General features: G+C 42.7%; 17 protein-coding genes, 1 pseudogene and 1 riboswitch. Of the genes and pseudogenes, 13 read left to right on the forward strand and 5 right to left on the reverse strand.

The genetic code is table 11. The annotated features are described in order from the left end of the window. Positions 1-277: pseudogene (locus ACT3SX_RS03450) on the forward strand (hypothetical protein); the annotation flags it as partial. 80 nt (positions 278-357) lie between these two features. Here ACT3SX_RS03450 and thiC read toward each other — a convergent pair. After that, a complete protein-coding gene (gene thiC, locus ACT3SX_RS03455) occupies positions 358-2,469 on the reverse strand; it encodes a phosphomethylpyrimidine synthase ThiC (RefSeq protein WP_442069527.1) in 2,112 nt (703 codons plus the stop codon). A gap of 248 nt (positions 2,470-2,717) precedes the next feature. Continuing rightward, positions 2,718-2,862, reverse strand: a riboswitch (TPP riboswitch). A 449-nt stretch (positions 2,863-3,311) separates the two neighbouring features. On the opposite strand from thiC, the gene pstS reads away from it, so the two are divergent. The 5 genes from pstS (at position 3,312) to phoU (ending at position 8,458) form a co-directional block, all read left to right on the forward strand. Beyond that, positions 3,312-4,472 carry a phosphate ABC transporter substrate-binding protein PstS gene (gene pstS, locus ACT3SX_RS03460; RefSeq protein WP_442069526.1) on the forward strand — a complete coding sequence of 387 codons (1,161 nt, stop codon included), beginning with the start codon at positions 3,312-3,314 and terminating at the stop codon, positions 4,470-4,472. A 174-nt stretch (positions 4,473-4,646) separates the two neighbouring features. Beyond that, positions 4,647-5,600, forward strand: a complete 954-nt coding sequence (gene pstC / locus ACT3SX_RS03465) for a phosphate ABC transporter permease subunit PstC (protein ID WP_192518323.1) — start codon at positions 4,647-4,649, stop codon at positions 5,598-5,600. 80 nt (positions 5,601-5,680) lie between these two features. Then, a complete protein-coding gene (gene pstA, locus ACT3SX_RS03470) occupies positions 5,681-6,601 on the forward strand; it encodes a phosphate ABC transporter permease PstA (protein ID WP_192518322.1) in 921 nt (306 codons plus the stop codon). 83 nt (positions 6,602-6,684) lie between these two features. Then, on the forward strand, positions 6,685-7,605 hold the full coding sequence (gene pstB, locus ACT3SX_RS03475; protein ID WP_192518321.1) for a phosphate ABC transporter ATP-binding protein PstB: 921 nt from the start codon (positions 6,685-6,687) through the stop codon (positions 7,603-7,605). A 58-nt stretch (positions 7,606-7,663) separates the two neighbouring features. Then, the gene (phoU, locus tag ACT3SX_RS03480; protein WP_192518320.1) at positions 7,664-8,458 is read left to right on the forward strand and encodes a phosphate signaling complex protein PhoU; all 795 of its coding nucleotides are present in this window, start codon (positions 7,664-7,666) and stop codon (positions 8,456-8,458) included. A 104-nt stretch (positions 8,459-8,562) separates the two neighbouring features. On the opposite strand, the gene ACT3SX_RS03485 is transcribed toward phoU, so the two are convergent. Further along, positions 8,563-8,853, reverse strand: a complete 291-nt coding sequence (locus tag ACT3SX_RS03485; RefSeq protein WP_192518319.1) for an oxidative damage protection protein — start codon at positions 8,851-8,853, stop codon at positions 8,563-8,565. Between the two features lie 183 nt (positions 8,854-9,036). Beyond that, positions 9,037-10,410 (reverse strand): argininosuccinate lyase, encoded by a 1,374-nt coding sequence (gene argH / locus ACT3SX_RS03490; protein ID WP_192518366.1) that lies wholly within the window; start codon positions 10,408-10,410, stop codon positions 9,037-9,039. 413 nt (positions 10,411-10,823) lie between these two features. On the opposite strand from argH, the gene ACT3SX_RS03495 reads away from it, so the two are divergent. From ACT3SX_RS03495 to ACT3SX_RS03520, 6 genes are all read left to right on the forward strand, one after another. Further along, positions 10,824-11,663 carry a histidine kinase gene (locus ACT3SX_RS03495; RefSeq protein ID WP_225739066.1) on the forward strand — a complete coding sequence of 280 codons (840 nt, stop codon included), beginning with the start codon at positions 10,824-10,826 and terminating at the stop codon, positions 11,661-11,663. A gap of 339 nt (positions 11,664-12,002) precedes the next feature. After that, entirely contained in the window at positions 12,003-12,740 is a 738-nt protein-coding gene (locus ACT3SX_RS03500) for a LytR/AlgR family response regulator transcription factor (RefSeq protein WP_192518369.1), read from the forward strand. A gap of 324 nt (positions 12,741-13,064) precedes the next feature. After that, the gene (hemC, locus tag ACT3SX_RS03505; protein WP_442069525.1) at positions 13,065-14,099 is read left to right on the forward strand and encodes a hydroxymethylbilane synthase; all 1,035 of its coding nucleotides are present in this window, start codon (positions 13,065-13,067) and stop codon (positions 14,097-14,099) included. Between the two features lie 96 nt (positions 14,100-14,195). After that, on the forward strand, positions 14,196-15,149 hold the full coding sequence (locus ACT3SX_RS03510; protein ID WP_225739069.1) for a uroporphyrinogen-III synthase: 954 nt from the start codon (positions 14,196-14,198) through the stop codon (positions 15,147-15,149). 180 nt (positions 15,150-15,329) lie between these two features. Then, positions 15,330-16,265 carry a hypothetical protein gene (locus ACT3SX_RS03515; protein ID WP_192518371.1) on the forward strand — a complete coding sequence of 312 codons (936 nt, stop codon included), beginning with the start codon at positions 15,330-15,332 and terminating at the stop codon, positions 16,263-16,265. Between the two features lie 68 nt (positions 16,266-16,333). After that, positions 16,334-16,825 carry an acyl-CoA thioesterase gene (locus tag ACT3SX_RS03520; protein WP_192518372.1) on the forward strand — a complete coding sequence of 164 codons (492 nt, stop codon included), beginning with the start codon at positions 16,334-16,336 and terminating at the stop codon, positions 16,823-16,825. A 142-nt stretch (positions 16,826-16,967) separates the two neighbouring features. On the opposite strand, the gene ribBA is transcribed toward ACT3SX_RS03520, so the two are convergent. Further along, positions 16,968-18,080 (reverse strand): bifunctional 3,4-dihydroxy-2-butanone-4-phosphate synthase/GTP cyclohydrolase II, encoded by a 1,113-nt coding sequence (ribBA, locus tag ACT3SX_RS03525; RefSeq protein WP_192518373.1) that lies wholly within the window; start codon positions 18,078-18,080, stop codon positions 16,968-16,970. 328 nt (positions 18,081-18,408) lie between these two features. Then, the gene (locus ACT3SX_RS03530; protein ID WP_192518374.1) at positions 18,409-19,698 is read right to left on the reverse strand and encodes a replication-associated recombination protein A; all 1,290 of its coding nucleotides are present in this window, start codon (positions 19,696-19,698) and stop codon (positions 18,409-18,411) included. 290 nt (positions 19,699-19,988) lie between these two features. Between ACT3SX_RS03530 and ACT3SX_RS03535 the strand changes: the two genes are divergently transcribed. Next, entirely contained in the window at positions 19,989-20,519 is a 531-nt protein-coding gene (locus ACT3SX_RS03535; protein WP_192518407.1) for a type IV secretion protein Rhs, read from the forward strand. Positions 20,520-20,535: the final 16 nt, after the last annotated feature.

The following is a 20,535-nucleotide window of genomic DNA, read 5'->3' on the forward strand; positions in this document are numbered from 1 at the left end:
CAAATATTTCCCTATGCCAAATAGTAGAAACAAATCATTAGTTAATTTCGATATACAGACAATATTAAACATAGCTCATGCCAACGAGCTAAAGCAGTCTCCAGATATATATCTTAAGCCACAGGAAGCATATCATGCTTACTGCAACTTGATTGGCAGAATAGCTGAGCAGATTTATAGAGATACGAAATCCGCATACTTAATAGAAATGTTATTGTTTATGATAGCTGATCAGGAAGTTTTAGCAGAAGTTAAAAAAACAAAAATTTTGATATGATTATACTACTCTTATTCTTAAAAATAGAGACCTATTAAAATCTAGATCTCTATTATATAGAAAACATTATTTAAAAATTATTACACCTCTGTATACAACTGACGTCCTTCGCTATTGTATTTCTCGGTCATCTCAGCCATACCTTTGCTAACTTCATCAGCACTGGCCTCACCAACTTGACGAACCAGCTCGGTATCAACTTCTTTAATCAAATGACCTGCATCAGTTAAGTCACCGGTTTGCGGCGTGACTTTATTGGCAGCAGCTTTATCCAAACCTGCTGCATATTCACGCACGTTTTGGGTGATTTTCATGGAGCAGAACTTTGGCCCACACATCGAGCAGAAATGTGCTGATTTGTGCGCGTCTTTTGGCAACGTTTCGTCATGGAACTCACGTGCCGTGTCAGGGTCGAGTGCCAGATTGAACTGATCATCCCAGCGGAATTCAAAACGTGCTTTAGACAACGCATTATCACGAGACTGTGCCCCTGGATGTCCTTTGGCCAGATCGGCTGCGTGAGCGGCAATCTTATAAGTGATGATGCCGTCTTTGACATCCTTTTTATTGGGCAGTCCTAAATGCTCTTTTGGTGTGACATAGCAGAGCATAGCGGTACCAAACCAGCCAATCATCGCCGCACCAATGGCGCTGGTAATATGGTCATAACCGGGTGCGATGTCGGTGGTTAATGGCCCCAAAGTGTAGAAAGGCGCATCCTCACATATCTCAAGTTGCAGATCCATATTCTCTTTAATGCGGTTCATGGCCACGTGACCTGGACCTTCAATCATCACCTGTACATCATGTTTCCATGCGATTTTGGTCAGCTCACCCAGGGTGCGCAGCTCGCCAAACTGTGCTTCATCATTAGCATCTTGCAAACAACCTGGACGCAAGCCATCACCCAAGCTAAAGGCCACATCGTACTGCTTCATGATTTCACAGATGTCTTCAAAATGCGTGTATAAGAAGCTCTCTTGATGATGAGCGAGACACCACTGCGCCATGATAGAGCCACCACGCGAGACGATACCCGTTAGGCGATTGGCAGTGAGTGGCACATAACGTAGTAGTACGCCTGCATGAATAGTGAAGTAATCGACGCCTTGTTCTGCTTGCTCAATTAGTGTATCGCGGAAGATTTCCCAAGTGAGGTCTTCTGCCACGCCATCGACTTTTTCGAGCGCTTGATAAATCGGTACGGTGCCAATCGGTACTGGCGAGTTACGAATCAACCATTCACGGGTTTCGTGAATATGGTTGCCAGTCGACAGATCCATGATGTTATCCGCACCCCAACGCGTGGCCCACGTCATTTTAGACACTTCTTCATCGATAGAAGAGCCTAGTGCTGAGTTACCGATATTGGCATTGATTTTCACTAAGAAATTGCGTCCGATAATCATCGGCTCAGACTCTGGGTGGTTGATGTTGTTTGGGATAATCGCGCGACCTGCTGCTACCTCGCTACGCACAAACTCAGGGGTAATAGCCGTAGGGGTATTGGCGCCAAAGTTCTCACCATCGTGTTGACGCATATCGGTCAGCTCATGCTGTTTTTGCGTTTCACGAATGGCGATATATTCCATTTCTGGAGTGATGATACCGCGACGCGCGTAGTACATTTGCGTGACGTTACCAGCTTTTCCGTCGATATTTTTGGCACGGCGAGGTTTGTCGATGTGAGCGAATCTAAGGTTCGCAGTAGTGATATCACGGGCACGCGCTTGTCCGTATGAGCTAGACAACCCGCTTAATTGTTCAGTATCACCACGTTCATTTATCCAGCCTTCACGCAGCTTTGGCAAACCTTTTGTCAAATCAATTTCGACGTTGGGATCGGTATAAACGCCAGAGGTGTCATAGACATAAAAGGGTGGGTTTTGTTCCCAATCGGCTTCGTCGACACCTTGTATAGGAGTAGGGTCTAGGGTAATTTCGCGCATCGGTACTTGAATATCAGGGCGTGAGCCTTCGATATAGACTTTGCGAGAGGCTGGAAGTATACGATGTAAGTCGCGAGCATCTTCTTCGAATCGCGCATCACTTGCTGTGCGGTGAGCTGGCGTTTTTAGCGCATCCGCTTTTTTATCGGCTTTACTGTGGCTCGTTTGAGCGGGCTCTGAAGCAAGAAGAGTGTCATCAGCTGGGATGTGAGTCTGTGCTGCTTGTATATTAGAAGTCGTCATATGCTGTCCTAGCGTGTTGGTTTTTGAATAAAAGCAACACCGCCAGTAGCTGCGGGGGTGGCATCTGTAATCTAGACAATTTCAGTTTATGAACATCAGCCAACGACCAAACAGGGTCGTCGCGGATGATGTCGATGTAACCTTGGACGCAACTTTATATTGATACTCACTACTTTAGTAACGTCAAACGTATACTAAAATAGTCATGATAATAAAAAGGCATTTCTGCACGTCCTTTGTCATACATAACAAAGTGCTTAAGACTTCCCTGCGTCGGTACTAACCGCATCAGGTTCGGCGGGTGATCTCTCAGCGAATGTATCAAAGTGGCCGATTTAATAAAGTAAATTTAATAAATCAGGCCAATTATACATCGCACCCCGAGTCTGTCAGTGTTGTAAATCTCTTTCATATTAACAAAATTATTCATAGAGGGCTAGGGCGTGTCCTCAATTCAAACGAGTGTCCTCTAAATGGGCTAAAAATAGCTAAATTTTGCCAAACATCGTTAAATAGTTGGTCAATATCTCGATATTATCTGTACTATTTTCCTCGTTTGGCGGCAATTTATCTCATTTTTATTACCATATTTAAAATGAGGAAACGCCCTAATAATATTTAGGGGCGAGTATCGTGTTTTAACTATAGCGTCTATAGGTAATTGAGTTGTTTTTATAGCGTTTAGCAGGCTATCGATTGAATGGTGTACATACCTTAATCATTAATAGCAAATAAAAGGCTGGTCATGAAATTGTCATTAAACTGTCATAAAAACTTGGCAAGATAGCACGCATGTCACAAACAATGCTTTTTTGTATGTTGTTAAACTTTAGGAGTCTTACATGCGTTATTCGTTATTAGCAGTAGCCGTTAGTTGTACCTTAGTACTTACGGCATGTAATCAATCAACTGAAACGACAGAATCTGCTGCTGATAGTGCTGTCGCGACTGAGACAGCAACTACCCAAACAGCAGGGTCTTCATCTGCCACAGATTTTAAATCTGCTGAAAATATCGCAATGAATATCACTGGTGCTGGTGCTTCTTTTCCGCAGCCTATCTATGCTAAGTGGTCTTACGACTACAACGCTGCTACTGGTGGTCAAGTGAATTATCAGTCAATTGGCTCTTCTGGCGGTATCAAGCAAATCCAATCAAAAACAGTTGATTTTGGCGCTTCTGATGCACCTATGACACCTGAAGAGTTAGATGAAGCTGGTTTGATTCAGTTTCCAACGGTTATCGGTGGCGTCGTACCTATCGTAAACATTGATGGTGTTGAGCCTGGTCAATTGCAGTTAGACGGTGAGACTTTAGCAAATATCTATCTAGGTAAGATTAACAACTGGAATGATCCTGCGATTAAAGCCACGAACCCTGATTTAACGCTACCTGATGCTGCGATTACTACTGTATTCCGCTCAGACGGCTCAGGCACTACCTTTAACTTTACTGATTATTTGGCAAAAGTGTCAACGGATTGGAAAGACAGTGTCGGCGTTGATAAGACTGTGAAATGGCCAACTTCTGCTACTGGTGCAGGCGGTAAAGGTAATGAAGGTGTATCAAGCTACGTCAATCGTATGAAAAACTCAATTGGCTATGTTGAGTATGCTTATGCCAAGCAAAACAATATGTCACATACAGCCTTACAAAATGCGGCGGGTAATTTCGTGCAACCTTCTGCAGAAACGTTTGCAGCAGCCGGTGATATTGATTGGTCGCAACAAGAAGGCTTTTATAAAGTTATCACCAACTCTGAGACTGAACAAGCATGGCCAATCGCCGCTGCGACTTTCATCTTAGTACATAAGCAACCAGAAAACCCTCAGCAAGTGGCTGGCGTATTGAACTTCTTTGATTGGGCTTATACCCAAGGTGATGATGATGCCATGGCACTAGATTACGTTCCTTTCTCTGATACAGCCGTTGCGTTATTCAAAGATAAATGGAATGAAGTGAAGGGCAGTGATGGACAGCCAGCTTATACAGCAGCCCAGTAACTGATTTCTGTTAAATATTATTTAGCGTTTTTGCAGTTACCCTCTCGAATAACTATTCTCCGGTAGTTATTTGAGAGGTTTTATCACAGTAAATTTGCTCCTAAGCTTGCTGTGATAAAGCCCAATAAAGATTTCTAATATTTTGACTCAACCCTATTCAATGCTGAGACACTTATGAATGATTTAAGGTCCCAACTGGCCAAACAAAAACGCTACGATTTTTTGTTTGTCAATGCAACCAAAGCTTTTGCCATTCTTGTCCTAATGTCTTTAGGTGGTATTTTAGTCTCATTGATAGTCGGTGCATGGCCGAGTATTCAAGAGTTTGGTTTGGGCTTTTATACCAGCAATAACTGGGATACAGTTGCCAACGAGTACGGTGCATTGGCGCCTATTTACGGCACATTGATCACATCTTTTATTGCCATTTTAATTGCGGTTCCCGTCAGTTTTGGTATTGCCATATTTTTGACTGAGATGTGTCCAAAATTCTTAAAAAAACCGCTCGGTATTGCGATTGAGTTATTAGCAGGTATTCCCTCTATCATTTATGGTATGTGGGGATTGTTTGTATTTGCTCCTTTCTTTGGCGACCATATTCAGCCATGGTTCATCGAACACATTGGTCCACTGCCTATCATTGGCAAGCTATTTACAGGTGCGCCAATGGGGTTAGGTATGTTTACCGCATCGCTAGTACTTGCCATCATGATCATTCCTTTTATCGCAGCCACTATGCGTGATGTCTTTTCGGTCGTGCCAGACCTGCTTAAAGAGTCAGCTTATGGAATGGGCGCGACCACTTGGGAAGTTATGTTCAAGATTATCCTTCCTTATACCAAAGCTGGTGTGGTTGGCGGTGTCATTTTAGGGTTAGGTCGCGCATTGGGCGAGACCATGGCAGTGACATTCCTTATCGGTAATGCCTTTAATATCAGTCCAAGCTTATTTACCTCTGGTGTCACGATTACGTCAGCCTTGGCAAATGAGTTTGCGGAAGCATCGAGTGAGTTACATTTAGCCTCCTTGCTACATTTAGGCCTAATCTTGTTTGTGATTACCTTTATCGTGCTATCACTCGCTAAACTCATGCTGATGCGCATGGATCATAAAGCAGGCAATCGCTAATTGTTTGACTGCCACAGTTCGATTAAATCAATAAGTGTCGATGGTTATTGGTATTGATAAAAATACGGGAAACACGTTTTATGCCTTCTAACAATGCTACCCACGCTACTAATGCAATCAGTGCGCCGTTACCACTCAATGGTTTCCAAGGACGTTATGACAAAAGTCTTTATAACAAGCGTCGCTGGGCTAATAAGCTAGGTCTAGGCTTTGCAATGACAGCGATGGTTTTTGGTTTGTTTTGGTTATTTTGGATTCTGCTGACACTTCTGGTGGAAGGTTTTCAGGGTATGGTGCAACTGCCGATATTTACGGCTGATACACCACCGCCAATGAGTGCAGGCGGGCTACGTAACGCCATCGTTGGTTCGGTGATGTTGGCATTTTCAGGGCTGTTTATCGGAGCGCCTATTGGTCTTATGACAGGTATTTATTTATCTGAGTTCTCGCAAGGCAGTATGCTTGGCAAGGTAACGCGCTTTTTAAATGATATTTTATTATCAGCACCGTCGATTGTTATTGGTCTATTTATTTATGCACTGATGGTAAAAGGTCAAAGTTTCTCTGGTTGGGCAGGTGCGTTAGCATTGGCGCTCATCGTTATTCCTGTGGTGGTACGTACGACTGAAAACATGCTCAATCTGGTTCCTAACAGTATTCGCGAAGCCGCTTATGCACTTGGCACGCCTAAATGGAAAATGGTTACGCAAGTGACAATCAAGGCGGCTAAAGCAGGATTGACTACAGGAGTTTTATTGGCCTTTGCCAGAATCACAGGTGAGACAGCGCCACTGCTATTTACCGCGCTAAATAACCAATATTTCAGTACCGACATGGGTCAGCCTATTGCCAATTTACCCAATACCATCTATCAGTTTGCGATGAGCCCTTATGATAACTGGCATACATTAGCATGGGCCGCTGCGCTACTTATCACTGCTTCTGTCTTGATACTAAATATTTTAGCAAGATTCATTGGTGGTAGAGGTCAGACTAAGTAAGACCCAATGCTCAATGAAATGATACGACATTGAGCATTTACTTAAAACTATACGAAATTAATCGAGCTAGGTTGGACAATATTATGAATGATGTCATCAGCAAAACCCGTACAGATAAAACCACTGATCAATTCAAGACAACAACTGATAACCTGTTAAACAGATCAATGTCCACTAGCACAAATATGGAGCAACCAGATGTTGCGAACCTGACCAAGCAGACGCTTAATGACTTGCCTGAAAACATGCCACCGGCAAAAATGCAGATTCGAGATTTAAGTTTTTACTATGATGATTTTAAAGCACTAAAAAATATCAATATCGATATTCCTGATAAAAAAGTCACCGCCTTCATTGGTCCTTCAGGCTGCGGCAAGTCGACACTACTACGTACTTTCAATCGTATGTATGATCTTTACCCAGGTATGCGTGCCGAAGGTAGCATCAACCTAGATGGTAATAATATCTTGGGTAAAGATGTCGATGTGAACCTGCTGCGTGCCCAAGTCGGCATGGTCTTTCAAAAACCAACACCGTTCCCAATGTCAATTTATGACAATGTCGCCTTTGGCGTACGTCTCTACGAAAAACTGAGCAAAGCTGAGCTAGACAACCGCGTGGAATGGGCACTCAAAAAATCAGCATTATGGCCAGAAGTTAAAGACAAGCTGAAGGCATCTGGATTATCTTTGTCAGGTGGCCAGCAGCAACGATTATGTATCGCACGCAGCGTCGCGACTAAGCCAGAAGTATTGCTACTCGATGAGCCAACATCAGCACTAGATCCCATTTCGACAGGGGCTATCGAAGATTTGATTGAAGATTTAAAAAATGATTATACGATTGCTATCGTTACTCATAATATGCAACAAGCAGCGCGCGTGTCAGACTATACGGTTTATATGTATCTAGGCGATATGATTGAGATGGGCGAGACGGATCAAGTGTTTACGAACCCTATTCAAAAAGCGACAGAAGACTATATTACAGGTCGTTATGGTTGATGCTTAATTCAAAAATCTCACCGCGCTACTAAAATATGTATCTCAGGGAATACCTCTTATGCCAAATGATAAGCATATCTCTAAAAGTTTTGACCAAGATTTAGATGAAGCCATTCGATTGTTTTTACACATGGGTGATCAGGCGGCCAACCAGGTTGCTAAAGCAATCCATGCGCTTATCGATAAAGATGAGATACTAGCACAAGAAGTCATTGATATGGACTTCGAAATAAACCGAATGGAAGTAGAGTTGGACGAGCATATTTTGCTATTAGTCGCAAAACGCCAGCCCGCAGCCAGTGACTTACGTTTGGTTATGTCTATCAGTAAAGGTGTGGTGGATTTAGAACGTATCGGTGATGAAGCCGTAAAAATTGCTCAAATGGCCAGTAAGATCGCTGCACAAGGCAAACTGTCATATGGCTATGCAGAGGTGCAACATCTCAGTAATCAAGTGCGTCTGATGCTACACAATGCACTAGAGGCCTTTAGTCAGTCAAACGCTGAACAGGCATTTGAGGTTATGCGTAATGATAATATGGTCAACGATGAGTATCAGTCAGCGATTCGTGCGTTGATGACTTATATTATGGAAGACTCAAGGCATGTCTCAAAAGTCATGAATATTATGTGGGTATTGCGGGCATTGGAGCGTATTGGTGATCATGCACAGAATGTCGCTGAGCTGGTGATCAACTATAGTAGTGGTCAAGATGTCCGTCACTCAGATTACGCACAGGTCGAAAAAGCCGTACAAGAAGCCAATGATCGTATGGCAGCGCGCCAAGTTAATACGACATCAGTCACCATGTCAGTGACTGACTTTGAAGCATCAGATAGTGAAGAGCAGTAGAAAGTATCTGACGGGTATTCTGATCATAGGACACACCCTCATTATCAAAAAACGCGCTATATTGATATAGCGCGTTTTTTTGGTGATTAGGCAGTTAACAGCCCCTAACTTTCTGGTGTCCAACCCTGTGCACGCTCATAATCTTCGTTGTCCAAAAATTTATCACGTTGTTCAGTTAAAAACTTCTTGGCTGCAGGATCCAGCATACTCAAGTGGTTTTCATTAATCAGCATGGTCTGCTGCTCCAGCCATTCTTTCCATGCTTTGTCAGAGACCGTTTCTTGTAGCTCTTGACCTTTTTTGTTAGGAAAAGGAGGATGCGGCATTTTTGGTAATTCTTGTTTATATTTACGGCAAAACACGGTATTGGCTTGAGGATTAAAGGTCTCAGTCATAAAGCATTCCTTATCAGTTATATGTCGAATAATAGTATTAGCCTATGATAACGGTCTTAGACGATTTATCAAAGGGTATCTGTTATATCGTGTATAGGAGAGGTGACTGATACAAAAACACCCGCAAAAGTAGCGGGTGTTTTCAATCTTAAATAAATCAATTAGTCGACGTTTAAATAACCTTTAAGCAAAGGCTTTTAAACGATTGCGGCCATTGATTACGGCTTGTTTGACTTGGTTCGGCGCAGTGCCACCTAGATGGTCACGCGCTGCTAATGAGCCTTCTAGCGTTAGGTAATCAAATACATCATCGCCGATAGCATCACTGAACTGTTGGAGCTGTGCCAGTGACAAATCGCTCAAATCGACACCTTCGTTGATGCCCAAAGCCACAGCATTACCGACCACTTCATGAGCGTCACGGAAAGCCACGCCGTTGCGTACTAGATAATCAGCCAAATCAGTCGCGGTTGCGTAGCCCTTCATGGTGGCCGCACGCATGCTTTCTTTATTTGGCGTGATGTTTGGTAGCATATCAGCAAAGGCGAGAAGTGAGCCAGTCAATGTATCAACACAATCAAAAAGCGGCTCTTTGTCCTCTTGGTTGTCTTTGTTATAGGCCAGTGGCTGGCTCTTCATCAGGCTAAGCAGTGTCATAAGTTGACCGAAAACACGTGCCGCTTTACCGCGTACCAATTCAGGGACGTCAGGGTTTTTCTTTTGTGGCATGATTGATGAACCCGTACAGAAACGATCTGGAATCTGCACAAAGTTAAACTGGGCTGACATCCACAGAATAATCTCTTCACTCATGCGTGACATATGCATCATGAGAATAGACGCGGCAGAGGTAAATTCAATGGCAAAGTCACGATCTGATACGGCATCAAGTGAGTTTTGGCAAATACCATCGAAACCAAGCAACTCAGCAGTAATAGTACGGTCGATTGGGAACGTAGTACCAGCAAGAGCAGCGCTACCCAGTGGCATTTGATTGATACGGCGGCGTGCGTCGACCAGACGCTCGGTATCACGATATAACATCTCAAACCATGCCATGACGTGGTGACCAAAGCTTACAGGCTGAGCGGTTTGCAAATGGGTAAAACCTGGCATGATCGTATCAGTATGTTGCTCAGCCAGATCAAGTAGCCCGCTCTGTAGACGTACTAATAAGGCGATGATGTTATCTACCTCTTCACGTAACCAAAGACGAATATCGGTGGCCACCTGATCGTTGCGGCTTCGGCCTGTATGCAGTTTTTTACCAACTGCACCGATCACGTCAGTGAGGCGAGATTCAACGTTCATATGTACGTCTTCAAGTGCGATTGACCAGTTAAACTCACCGGCTTCGATCTCGCGTAATACTTGCTGTAGACCATCAATGATGGTGGCAACTTCATCAGACGTTAAGATTTCACACTTTTCAAGCATAGTCGCGTGTGCGATTGAGCCTTGAATGTCGTGACGTGCAAAGCGTTGATCAAAGCCGACAGAGGCGGTAAAGGCGGCAACGAAACTGTCCGTCGCTTCACTAAAGCGACCACCCCACATCTGTTGACCCTCACTGTTGGTAGGGGTTTTATTTGTTTTGGAAACATCTGTGTTAGAATTAGAGACAGATGCGGTTACATTTGATTCGGGATTACTAGGGTTTGAAGAATTGGCGTTCATATCGGTACAAGACAAGTCAAGAGAATAAGAGCTCAAGTATAGCAAAGGATGAGGTTGCCTTACTAGCGGAGCGCTTAGAGTTTTTTATACCTAAGCTCATGGAAACCATGAAACCTTGGCAATGGCTGCTATATATTTTTTTTTGGTCACTGTTTCTTACGGTGGTGCGTCGTTATGATATTGCAACTTGGTCGGACTTTTTAATTCAATTTATGTGCGCGGCGCTTCAAAACATACTTAGTATTATGCCATCGTTATATATTATAGATTATCTGCGACCAGTCTTCAAAAGCATGAATATACCTAAAGTCAGTCTGTATGTCGTGGCCTTGCTTATGACGGCTAGTGCTATTTCAATAGCTTTGGTTCAGCTCATTACGATTAATATGGGTTGGTCTGAATATAATAGTCAAACATTTATTTTAGCCATCGTGTTTGATACCTTGATTGGCGGTGGCTTTACCCTAGTATTTTTACTGTATTTTTTACGTCGCTATCGTGAGGTGAATGCCCTAAAACAGTCATTCGAACAAAAATTAAGTGCCCAAAATGATGTGATTAAAGCGCGTCTGTCCCCGCATTTTTTCTTTAATACCATTAATACGCTTGTGTCACTTATCGAATCCAATCCTCCACGAGCTTCCGCTTTATTACAGAACGTTTCTGCACTATTTCGTGCTAGCTTTAATGGCGCAAGAGAGATTAGCTTCGAAGAAGAGATAGCTCTTTGTGAGCATTATTTGGCGATCGAGTCGAGCCGTTTGGCAGATAAGCTTGAAGTGAGCTGGCACCTGCCTGACGAAGATATTATGTATGATATGGTCGTCACGGCCCTAACCTTACAAAGCATATTGGAGCGCATGCTACTAAATGTGGTTGAGCTGACGACCGAAGTTGTTTATATCAAGATTAACGTAACGTGGGAGATGCATCGAGTAGCAATTGTGATAAGTGTTGACTTACCCAAAAAAACGCTGATTATTAACCATGATTTACGCCAAAACATGAATTTTTACATTCAAGCTGAGCGTTTACGTTCTTACTTTGGTCAAAGCGCTGATATTAAAAGTACCGTTACCAATACTCAAATTATTACTATCATTGACTATCCTCTCCAAGATGTCAGCTTATGATATTTTTTATGACTTGTTTTAGCTCTATATCTTTTAGTGAATAAGGCTTGGCATACTTATTGCATTATACTTAATGTCTATATTATTGTTTTAACTTGTATTTATATAAGGCAAAGATTCATTATGTTTAACCATTGGTGATTAAACATAACGAGTACGATGTAAAGTAATAACAGTAGACCAGATCTGTTATCATCCACATTTTATCGATTATTGTAGAGTTAATTTCTTTTATTTATAACTGTATTTAATATAATAATGCTAGGTAAGTGACGATGAATGATAATATGTATGTGACATCTATTAAAATATCCAGTTTGTCTCAAGATGGGAGTTTAAATGCGTATTGTAGTTTGTGATGATGAGCCACTAGCACGTGAGCGTTTGGTCCGCATTGTAAAAGAATCAGGTCATCAGGTGGTTGCTCAAGCAACAACAGGTACGGAAGCCATTATCGCCGTCAAAACTGAGCAGCCTGATATTATATTGTTAGATATTCGTATGCCTGAGATGGATGGAGTTCGCTGCGCGCAAGAGCTTGCGAGACTTGAACATCCGCCAGCGATTATATTCGTCACCGCTTATGATCATTATGCGATTGCAGCGCTAAAGGCCAATGCTATTGGTTATTTATTGAAACCAGCCAATAAAGACGAGTTGATAGAGGCGCTCGACAAAGCAAAAAATCTAAATGCGGCCCAATTGAATGAAATTCGTAAGCTCGAAGACCCAACTACGCGGCCAGTACGTGAGCATATCGCTGCTCGTACCCACCGAGGCGTTGAACTGATCAAAATCAAAGATATTTATTATTTTACTGCTGACCAAAAGTATGTCAAAGTACGCCACAAGGGCGGTATTGTACTTATTGATGAGACACTCAAAGAGCTGGAACAAGAGTTTGAAGATCGTTTATTTCGGGTGCATCGTAATGCCATTATCAACCTTAGCTATTTAGACTACTTAGAAACCTTGGATGCGGGGCAGTATCAGATACGCTTTAAAGGTATCGATGAAACATTGGCAGTGGGCCGTCGTCACTTGCCAGCGTTACGTGACAAGATTCAAAGTATGTAATTTATAAAAAAGTAAAATCGCAAGTTGGACTGGTACAGAGATGAAACCTATGTAAATCAAACCACTTGGCGCTAATGGCAAACCTTAGCTATTTTAGGCTATTTAGATCACTATTGATCGAATTGAGAACACAGCTTAATCACACCATATCATCAAACCCTTATTTATGCTTAAATAGGGGTGTTTTTTTGCGTCAGCAATTACTATAACTGGTTTATACCGTTCATCTTTGGTAGGAAATCTGCAGTAGGGTTTAGCACCGACATGGTTGGAACTAATATAAACAGCACCAAGATTATAGTATCTAACTTATTGAGGCCTTTTATGAGCAATTCACAGAAACCTGCATTGACCACATTAAATATTGCCACACGTCAGAGCCCTTTAGCACTATGGCAGGCTGAGCATATTCGTGATCGTCTATTAGAGATGTATCCTCATTTGACTGTTAACTTGCTAAAAATTGTCACTAAAGGTGATAAAATTTTGGATACACCATTGGCCAAAATTGGTGGCAAAGGTTTGTTTGTTAAAGAGCTTGAGCAAGCACTGTATAATAAACAAGCCGATATTGCTGTACATTCATTAAAAGACGTACCGATGCAACTTCCTGAAGGCTTGACACTCGGGGGTTATTGTAAACGAGCCTCACCAACGGACGCTTTTGTTTCTAACACTTATCATAATATTGATGAGTTACCACAAGGTGCTATTGTTGGTACATCAAGTTTGCGTCGTCAGTGTCAAATTAAAGCTTATCGCCCAGATTTGCAGATCAAAACCTTACGCGGTAACGTGGGTACTCGCCTGGGTAAACTAGATGCTGGTGAGTATGATGCTATTATACTCGCGACCAGTGGCTTGCAGCGTATTGAGTTGAACGAGCGCATACGCGGGGAGCTTGAGATTGATGCTTGCTTACCTGCAGTTGGCCAAGGCGCGCTGGCGATTGAGTGTCGTGAAGGCGATGAAGAGGTACTTAAACTACTTGCACCGTTGAATGATGACAAAGCCCGTATTCGCCTCATCGCTGAGCGTGCGTTAAACCGTCACCTAGAAGGTGGTTGCCAAGTTCCGATTGCAGCTTACGCTGTTTTACAGATGGCTGATGAAACCGATGCTAACAACGATGACAACGGTGATGATGGCAATAATGACGATGGTAATGTATTGTGGCTACGTGGTCGAGTAGGTCAAGCAGATGGTAGTGAACTGTTAAGAGCAGAAAAACGGGTCACATTAGTCGGCAGCCAAGAAGCACAAGAAACACAAGCCAATCAACTGGGTATTGATGTTGCAAAGCTATTGCTTGCTGATGGAGCTGGTGACATTTTGTCAGCGATTTATCACCCTGAATAACACGTCAATATTTTATTACCTTCACTATAGTTTCAGCATCAATAATGGTGAAACTATAGTCAGGTAAACTTCTTCACCGTTTGCCATGGTACGTCTATGTCATCAATGTTAAATCACGCCAATCCCACCTCTAATACTCAACCGTATAACAAGTCATCGCTACCGCAAATAATCATCAATACGCGGCCAGTAGAGCGTGCGGCAGCGCTGACGGAGCACCTAAAGACGGCAGGATTTAGTGTGATTGAGATACCAATGTTGGCGCTACAGTCACGGCCGATAACTGACCATGATATGGTACGGATGCGGCAATGGCTAGCAGGTGAGTATCAGGCATTGGTGATTGTCAGTCCAACTGCGGCAGCTTCGGGCCTAGCGGTTTGGCAAGCACTTGAATGTGAATACCATGTTCAGCAATCTCAGGAGAGTGGAGATGAGCGCAAAGAGGCAGAGCTTCAGGATTTAAGAGCGCCAAGCCATTTGATTGCTGTCGGTGAAGCAACTGCGACTGTATTAAATGATACCAATATTCGTGCATCAAATTATCAGGTGTTACAGCCTAGCGTTGCCAATAATGAGGGTATGTTAGCGATGCCTGAGATTGATCGTTTACAAGCAGGTGATAAACTGTTGATATGGCGTGGACTCGGTGGACGACGACTATTGGTGGATACGTTACAAGCGCGTGGTGTGCATATCGATAGTATCGCTTGGTATGAGCGCAAGATGCCTGTTGAGGCAAGCAGACAGTATCAGCAGTGGTTACAAGAATTTTCGACATATTGTTCAAGTCAAAACATAGCTCTATCGGAGCCGCCCAAGCCAATCGTTGTGATTAGCAGTGGCGCTGCTTTTGAGCATTGGACCGGTATTGTGCAAGATGCTCGCGACGAAGCGATCACGCTAGAGCTATCAGACTTTGAGTATGTCGTATTAGGTGAGCGCTTAGCCAATATGGTCGCAGCACAACAATTAAGCTATTGGCGTGTGGAAAACTTGGCGCCAGAAACTATTCTCGCTGCTATCAAGGTGCAGCCTCAATTTACTTAATGGTGACCTAAATTGCGAATTTTTTCAAATAGTTGGTTAATATTGCAATATTATCGACACTGTTTATCTGCTTTGGCTGTCATTTATCACTATCTTTAAAAGAAGATCACGGCTTAACAACAACATTTTATATTTATTTGCTTCAAATGTATTTGAATTTATCAATAAAGGCACTGCCTGATGTCATTTAATCCTCAATCGTTACCTGATGAACCCTCCGCCACTCAACAGCGACAACAAGCGAACATGTTGTTGGTACGATTACAATGGCTGCTGATTTTGTTGCTTATCGCTGCATCATTTTGGTTATATATCAGTCAACAGCGTTTTCAGCAGAACATTAATGAGCGCCTACAAAGCAATGAGCAAATCGTTAGCCGTCTAAATGAGATGGATGATCGCTTATTTTCGATGAGTCAGCAGACGTTGCCAGAGGTTAGTAACAACGGTAGCAACCAAGCTCAAAATCAGTTGGATTTACTACGTATTCAACTCCGAGCTGTTGATAGACTATTGGTAGATAGTAACGATAGTGCCGCAATTGAGTTATTGCGAGGTCTACATTGGCAGCTCTCACAAAGCAGTAATGAAATTGCGCCAGCATTGACCATCGTTATCAAGCAAAACTTGATGAAAGATATCGAGCGTTTACAGGCAAGCAGTGCTCAACCCAACCCTTGGCAGCTACAAAACTTAGCCATCCAAAATATTCAAGATTTTTTGCAAAGCCGTGAACGTGTATCTAATACCTCCATGCAGACGAAGATTACCGATAATAATATAGGTCTCACGCGTACGCAGCTTACGATTCATGAAGTGATTATGACCCTGAATTTAGCGACTCAAGCCAGCAATATGCGTGAGCATGATCAACTTATAAGTTATTTGACGCAAGCGCGAACGCAGTTGCAGTTTTTAGTTCCTAGAAAACCAGCCGCACAAACTTCAGCCGTGCAAGGGTCAATAGATACAATAAAAACACCTAACGAAAATGATTTACAAACCAAATCAGCTCCTACGGATATTTCAGAAGTTTTAGACTGGTTGGATCAATTGATTGCCAAAGCACCGAAACCAACACCATTATTGACCACGCAAGTTTTGGACAACCCTTAGCACCGATAGGCGTTGTGTCCTTTTAAAAAGATGTATGGCTAATAATATAGAATTAAAAGTGAGCTATTATGACCAATACTAAAGAAACAGTGCCATCAACAGTCAGTAAGCGAGCAAAAAACATCCCTGCTGAGTTGGCACATTATTCGATTATTCATCATCAACCCATTCATTGGGGTGAAATGGATGCCTTTAATCATTTAAATAATGTCACTTATTATCGTTACTCTGAGTCAGCACGTATTGCTTATTTACAGGCATTGGGCATGTTTGACGGCAGTATGGTCACAGTATTAGCTCAGTCTAGCTGTCAATACTTGCGTCCAGTGACTTATCCAGATACTTTGCTCTTAGGCGTACGTTGTCAGCGCTTGGGTAGAACCAGTATCGTAATGGAATACAGCTATTACAGCACAGCCCAACAGGCAATCGTTGCCATTGCTGAAGCAGTTGTGGTACGTCTAGATAGTAATGGAAAGGATAAGTTGCCATGGACAGCCGAGGAGCGTGCGCGGCTATTAGCCTTAGAAGAAAAGGTGGGCCATACACCTGAGACTTAAAAGCATTAAAATATTGCTCTGTATAAGTACATGAGTTGAAATAATAAATAAAATCATCGAATACGAAAAAGGCATGCTAACGTTGGAGTAGCATGCCTTTTTATTTAAGCTTAAATGCTTGCATCAATGATGCAAACACATATTAGTCTTGCTGCGGTGCATGAACAAAATCAACCACATTTAAATCAAAACCTGATAATGCAAAAAACTTCATTGGTGATGACAATAGACGCATGTCACGAACACCTAAATGACGCAGTATCTGAGCGCCAACACCGATACTACGGTATGGTTGTTGCGTGATGGTAGATTGCGACTCATTGTCTGCAGCTTTATCTAATGCATCGCCGAGATCAACGGGTTGATTGTTACCAATCCAAACTAACACACCGCGCTCTGATGCATTAATCTCTTTTAGTGCCGACTGTACGCTCCAGCCACTACGACCAGTCATGTCATTTTTAGCGGCGAATAAATCACGCAATGGATGGAAGCCATGAACACGTACGGTGCTGACGCCTTCGCTGACATCGCCTTTTACCAACGCTAAATGTGTCTCTTCAGCACCAAACTCACGGAAACGATGCAAGGTAAAAGTACCGTGCTCAGTTTCAAACGGATATGACTCTACTTCTTCTACGGTTTGTTCATTTGCGATACGGTAGTTGATGAGTTCAGCAATTGTACCTATTTTGATGTCGTGTTCTTTTGCAAATACCTCTAGATCGTCACGGCGTGCCATCGTACCGTCGGCATTGATAATTTCTACAATAACTGCTGCTGGTTCAAGACCTGCCAATCGTGCCAAATCACAACCTGCTTCTGTGTGGCCAGCACGATGCAGAACGCCACCATTTTGTGCCATGATTGGAAAGATATGACCAGGTTGGACGATGTCTTCAGGTTTTGCTGAAGAAGAAACAGCCGCTTGAACCGTACGAGCACGGTCACCTGCCGAAATACCTGTGGTAACACCTTCTGCGGCCTCAATTGAGACGGTAAAGTTGGTGCTAAATTTTGCTTCATTGCGATCTGACATCAATGGCAGTGCCAACTGTTGGCAACGTGCTTGTGATAAGGTTAAGCAAACTAAGCCACGCGCATGGGTAATCATAAAGTTGATATCTTCAGGACGAACATGGGTCGCTGCCATGATGATATCGCCTTCATTTTCGCGGTCTTCATCATCCATCAAGATGACCATTTTTCCAGCACGAATATCTTCGATAATCTCAGGAATCGTATTTAAACTCATAGTAAATCTCAATATTTTATTATTTATAGATAGGTGTGATTTGGAATCTAAAGCATTATCTATCTATTAGAGCAGTAGATAATACAAAGCGCTGTTACGGTCAAGCAAAGCGCGCTATAAGCAATATCATTTGATATAAAGGTGACTCACTTAATTGCTTGTATAGTTCATTATGAGGTTATTTTAACGCTTTTCATCACAACGTGCTGAGGCATCTTCCCACTATATCGTTCAGTCTATCAAAAATAGTCATAAGTATTATCAATAATCACTACTATTCAGGCATTAAAGAGCACGTTACATAATAAGATGGCACGTCTATACGTGGTTAGTCATTACTTGCTGCTTGGCTTTTTAGCCAATCCATAAATTGTTTGCTATGTTGTTCTCGCTGATTGTCTGCAAACTCGTAAAAGCTTGTGCCCATTAATTTCTCTGGCAAATAAGATTGCGGATAATAATGATGGGGATAGTCATGGGGATAGACGTAATCTTGACCATAGCCTTGATTACGCATCAGCTTGGTCACACCATTGCGTAGATGGAGCGGCACAGGAGAGGAATCATTTTCTGCCAACGCCATCGCTGCATTGATAGCTTTATAAGTGCTATTGCTTTTGGCACTGGTTGCCAGATAAACCACCACTTGGCCCAATATAATACGTGATTCTGGCATACCAATTGATTGCACACTGCGCAATGCTGCATCAGCAAGGAGGAGGGCATTAGGATTGGCATTACCGATATCTTCACTGGCCAAAATAACTAAGCGCCGTGCGATAAAGTCAGCAGGCTCGCCACCTACCAGCATCCGCGCCATCCAGTATAAGGCAGCATCTGGATCTGAGCCGCGTATAGATTTTATCATCGCTGAGACGATATCGTAATGTTGCTCGCCATCTTTGTCGTAGCGTACTAGCGCGGTCTGAGCGACACGAGCGACCAACTCATCATCGATGATGACGGTTGACTGATTGGTATCCGCTGTTTGAGTGGCAAGCTCTAATAAGTTTAATGCCTTTCGAGCATCACCATGTGCCAGTTGGCTGATCGTATCTTGTGCCCGCAAATCAATCGTTAGTTCTTTAAGGATGGTATCTTCTGAAATAGCCCGCTGTAATACCGCACTTATTTGCTCTGGTGTCAGTGGTTCCAAACGATACACTTGGCAACGTGATAACAGCGCATTATTGACACTGAACGAGGGGTTTTCAGTGGTAGCGCCAATCAAGGTGATGTCACCGGCCTCTACGGCACCTAGCAATGCATCTTGTTGAGCTTTATTAAAACGATGAATTTCATCAATAAATACTACAGGAGACTCAAAGCCGAGCGAGTCTTTGTTATCTAATACCTCACGTAACTGTTTAACACCAGTATTTAGCGCAGATAATGCATGAAAAGGTCTACCTACAGCATTCGCCAATAGCATGGCAATAGTAGTTTTACCAATACCTGCTTCGCCATGCAAAATAATCGATGGCAGATGTCCTTGTTCGACCAAACATCGTAATGGTGCCCCTACCGCTAGTAAATGCTCTTGACCAATAATAGCAGTAAGGCGACTAGGACGCATGCGCTGGGCAAGTGGTGTGTCGGCGTGAAAGTTAGGTGGCATAAGGCTCTCTATTACAAAGGAATGTTTGAATGACTATATAACGATCGGTTTTTCAAGATGCTAGCGGTTTGGAAAATGATATTTGGCACGTATCGTGCACGCTACAAGCTATCATAGGCTAATGTTAATGAAAGCTCGCTAAGTGTACAGCTTATGTCCCAAACGCTTTGGTTTTTAGAGTTTATCCCTATTAACAGCTTAGCCACATTGATGAGCAGAATTAATAAATACTGTTCATCAAGCATAATTTATTAGAAATAGCCTATCAAGCATAAGGTATTAGATTAATGATGTCTCAATCGATATTTAAGCGTTTTTCAAATCGATATTTAGCTAGCAGTGCAAAACAGTCTTCACGTCTATTGACCGTTAGTGAGGTAGCACTGGCCCGTTCGGTTTTTGGTAACAGTATCAATCTCGATGAGGTTCAGCTTAAGACCGCGTGGTGGGTACTAAAGAACTATGCCGTCAGTCCCAATGGCAATATTTATTTTCATCCAGCAGATTGGATTACGGATTTTAGCAAGGCTTCATTGGGTAAGCAAAGCTGGTTGATACACGAGTTAACCCATGTATGGCAGTTACAGCAAGGTATAAAAGTAGTGCGTGGAGCGCTTATTGATCGTCGTTATGATTATGTACTTGAGATAGGCAAGCCTTTTTTTAAGTATGGTATCGAACAGCAGGCGCGTATGGTGCAGGATTATTTTATTCGTCATCAGCGTAAACAGGACTGCCAAGCATTAGAAGCCTGTATTCCATTTTTGACCGTAAACCCTATCGCACAAAAACCTCGTACCGATAGTTCATTGATAGTTTAGCTTTTAATATTTTGTG

The organism is Psychrobacter sp. AOP31-B2-9, from assembly GCF_052378005.1.
Lineage (GTDB): Bacteria > Pseudomonadota > Gammaproteobacteria > Pseudomonadales > Moraxellaceae > Psychrobacter.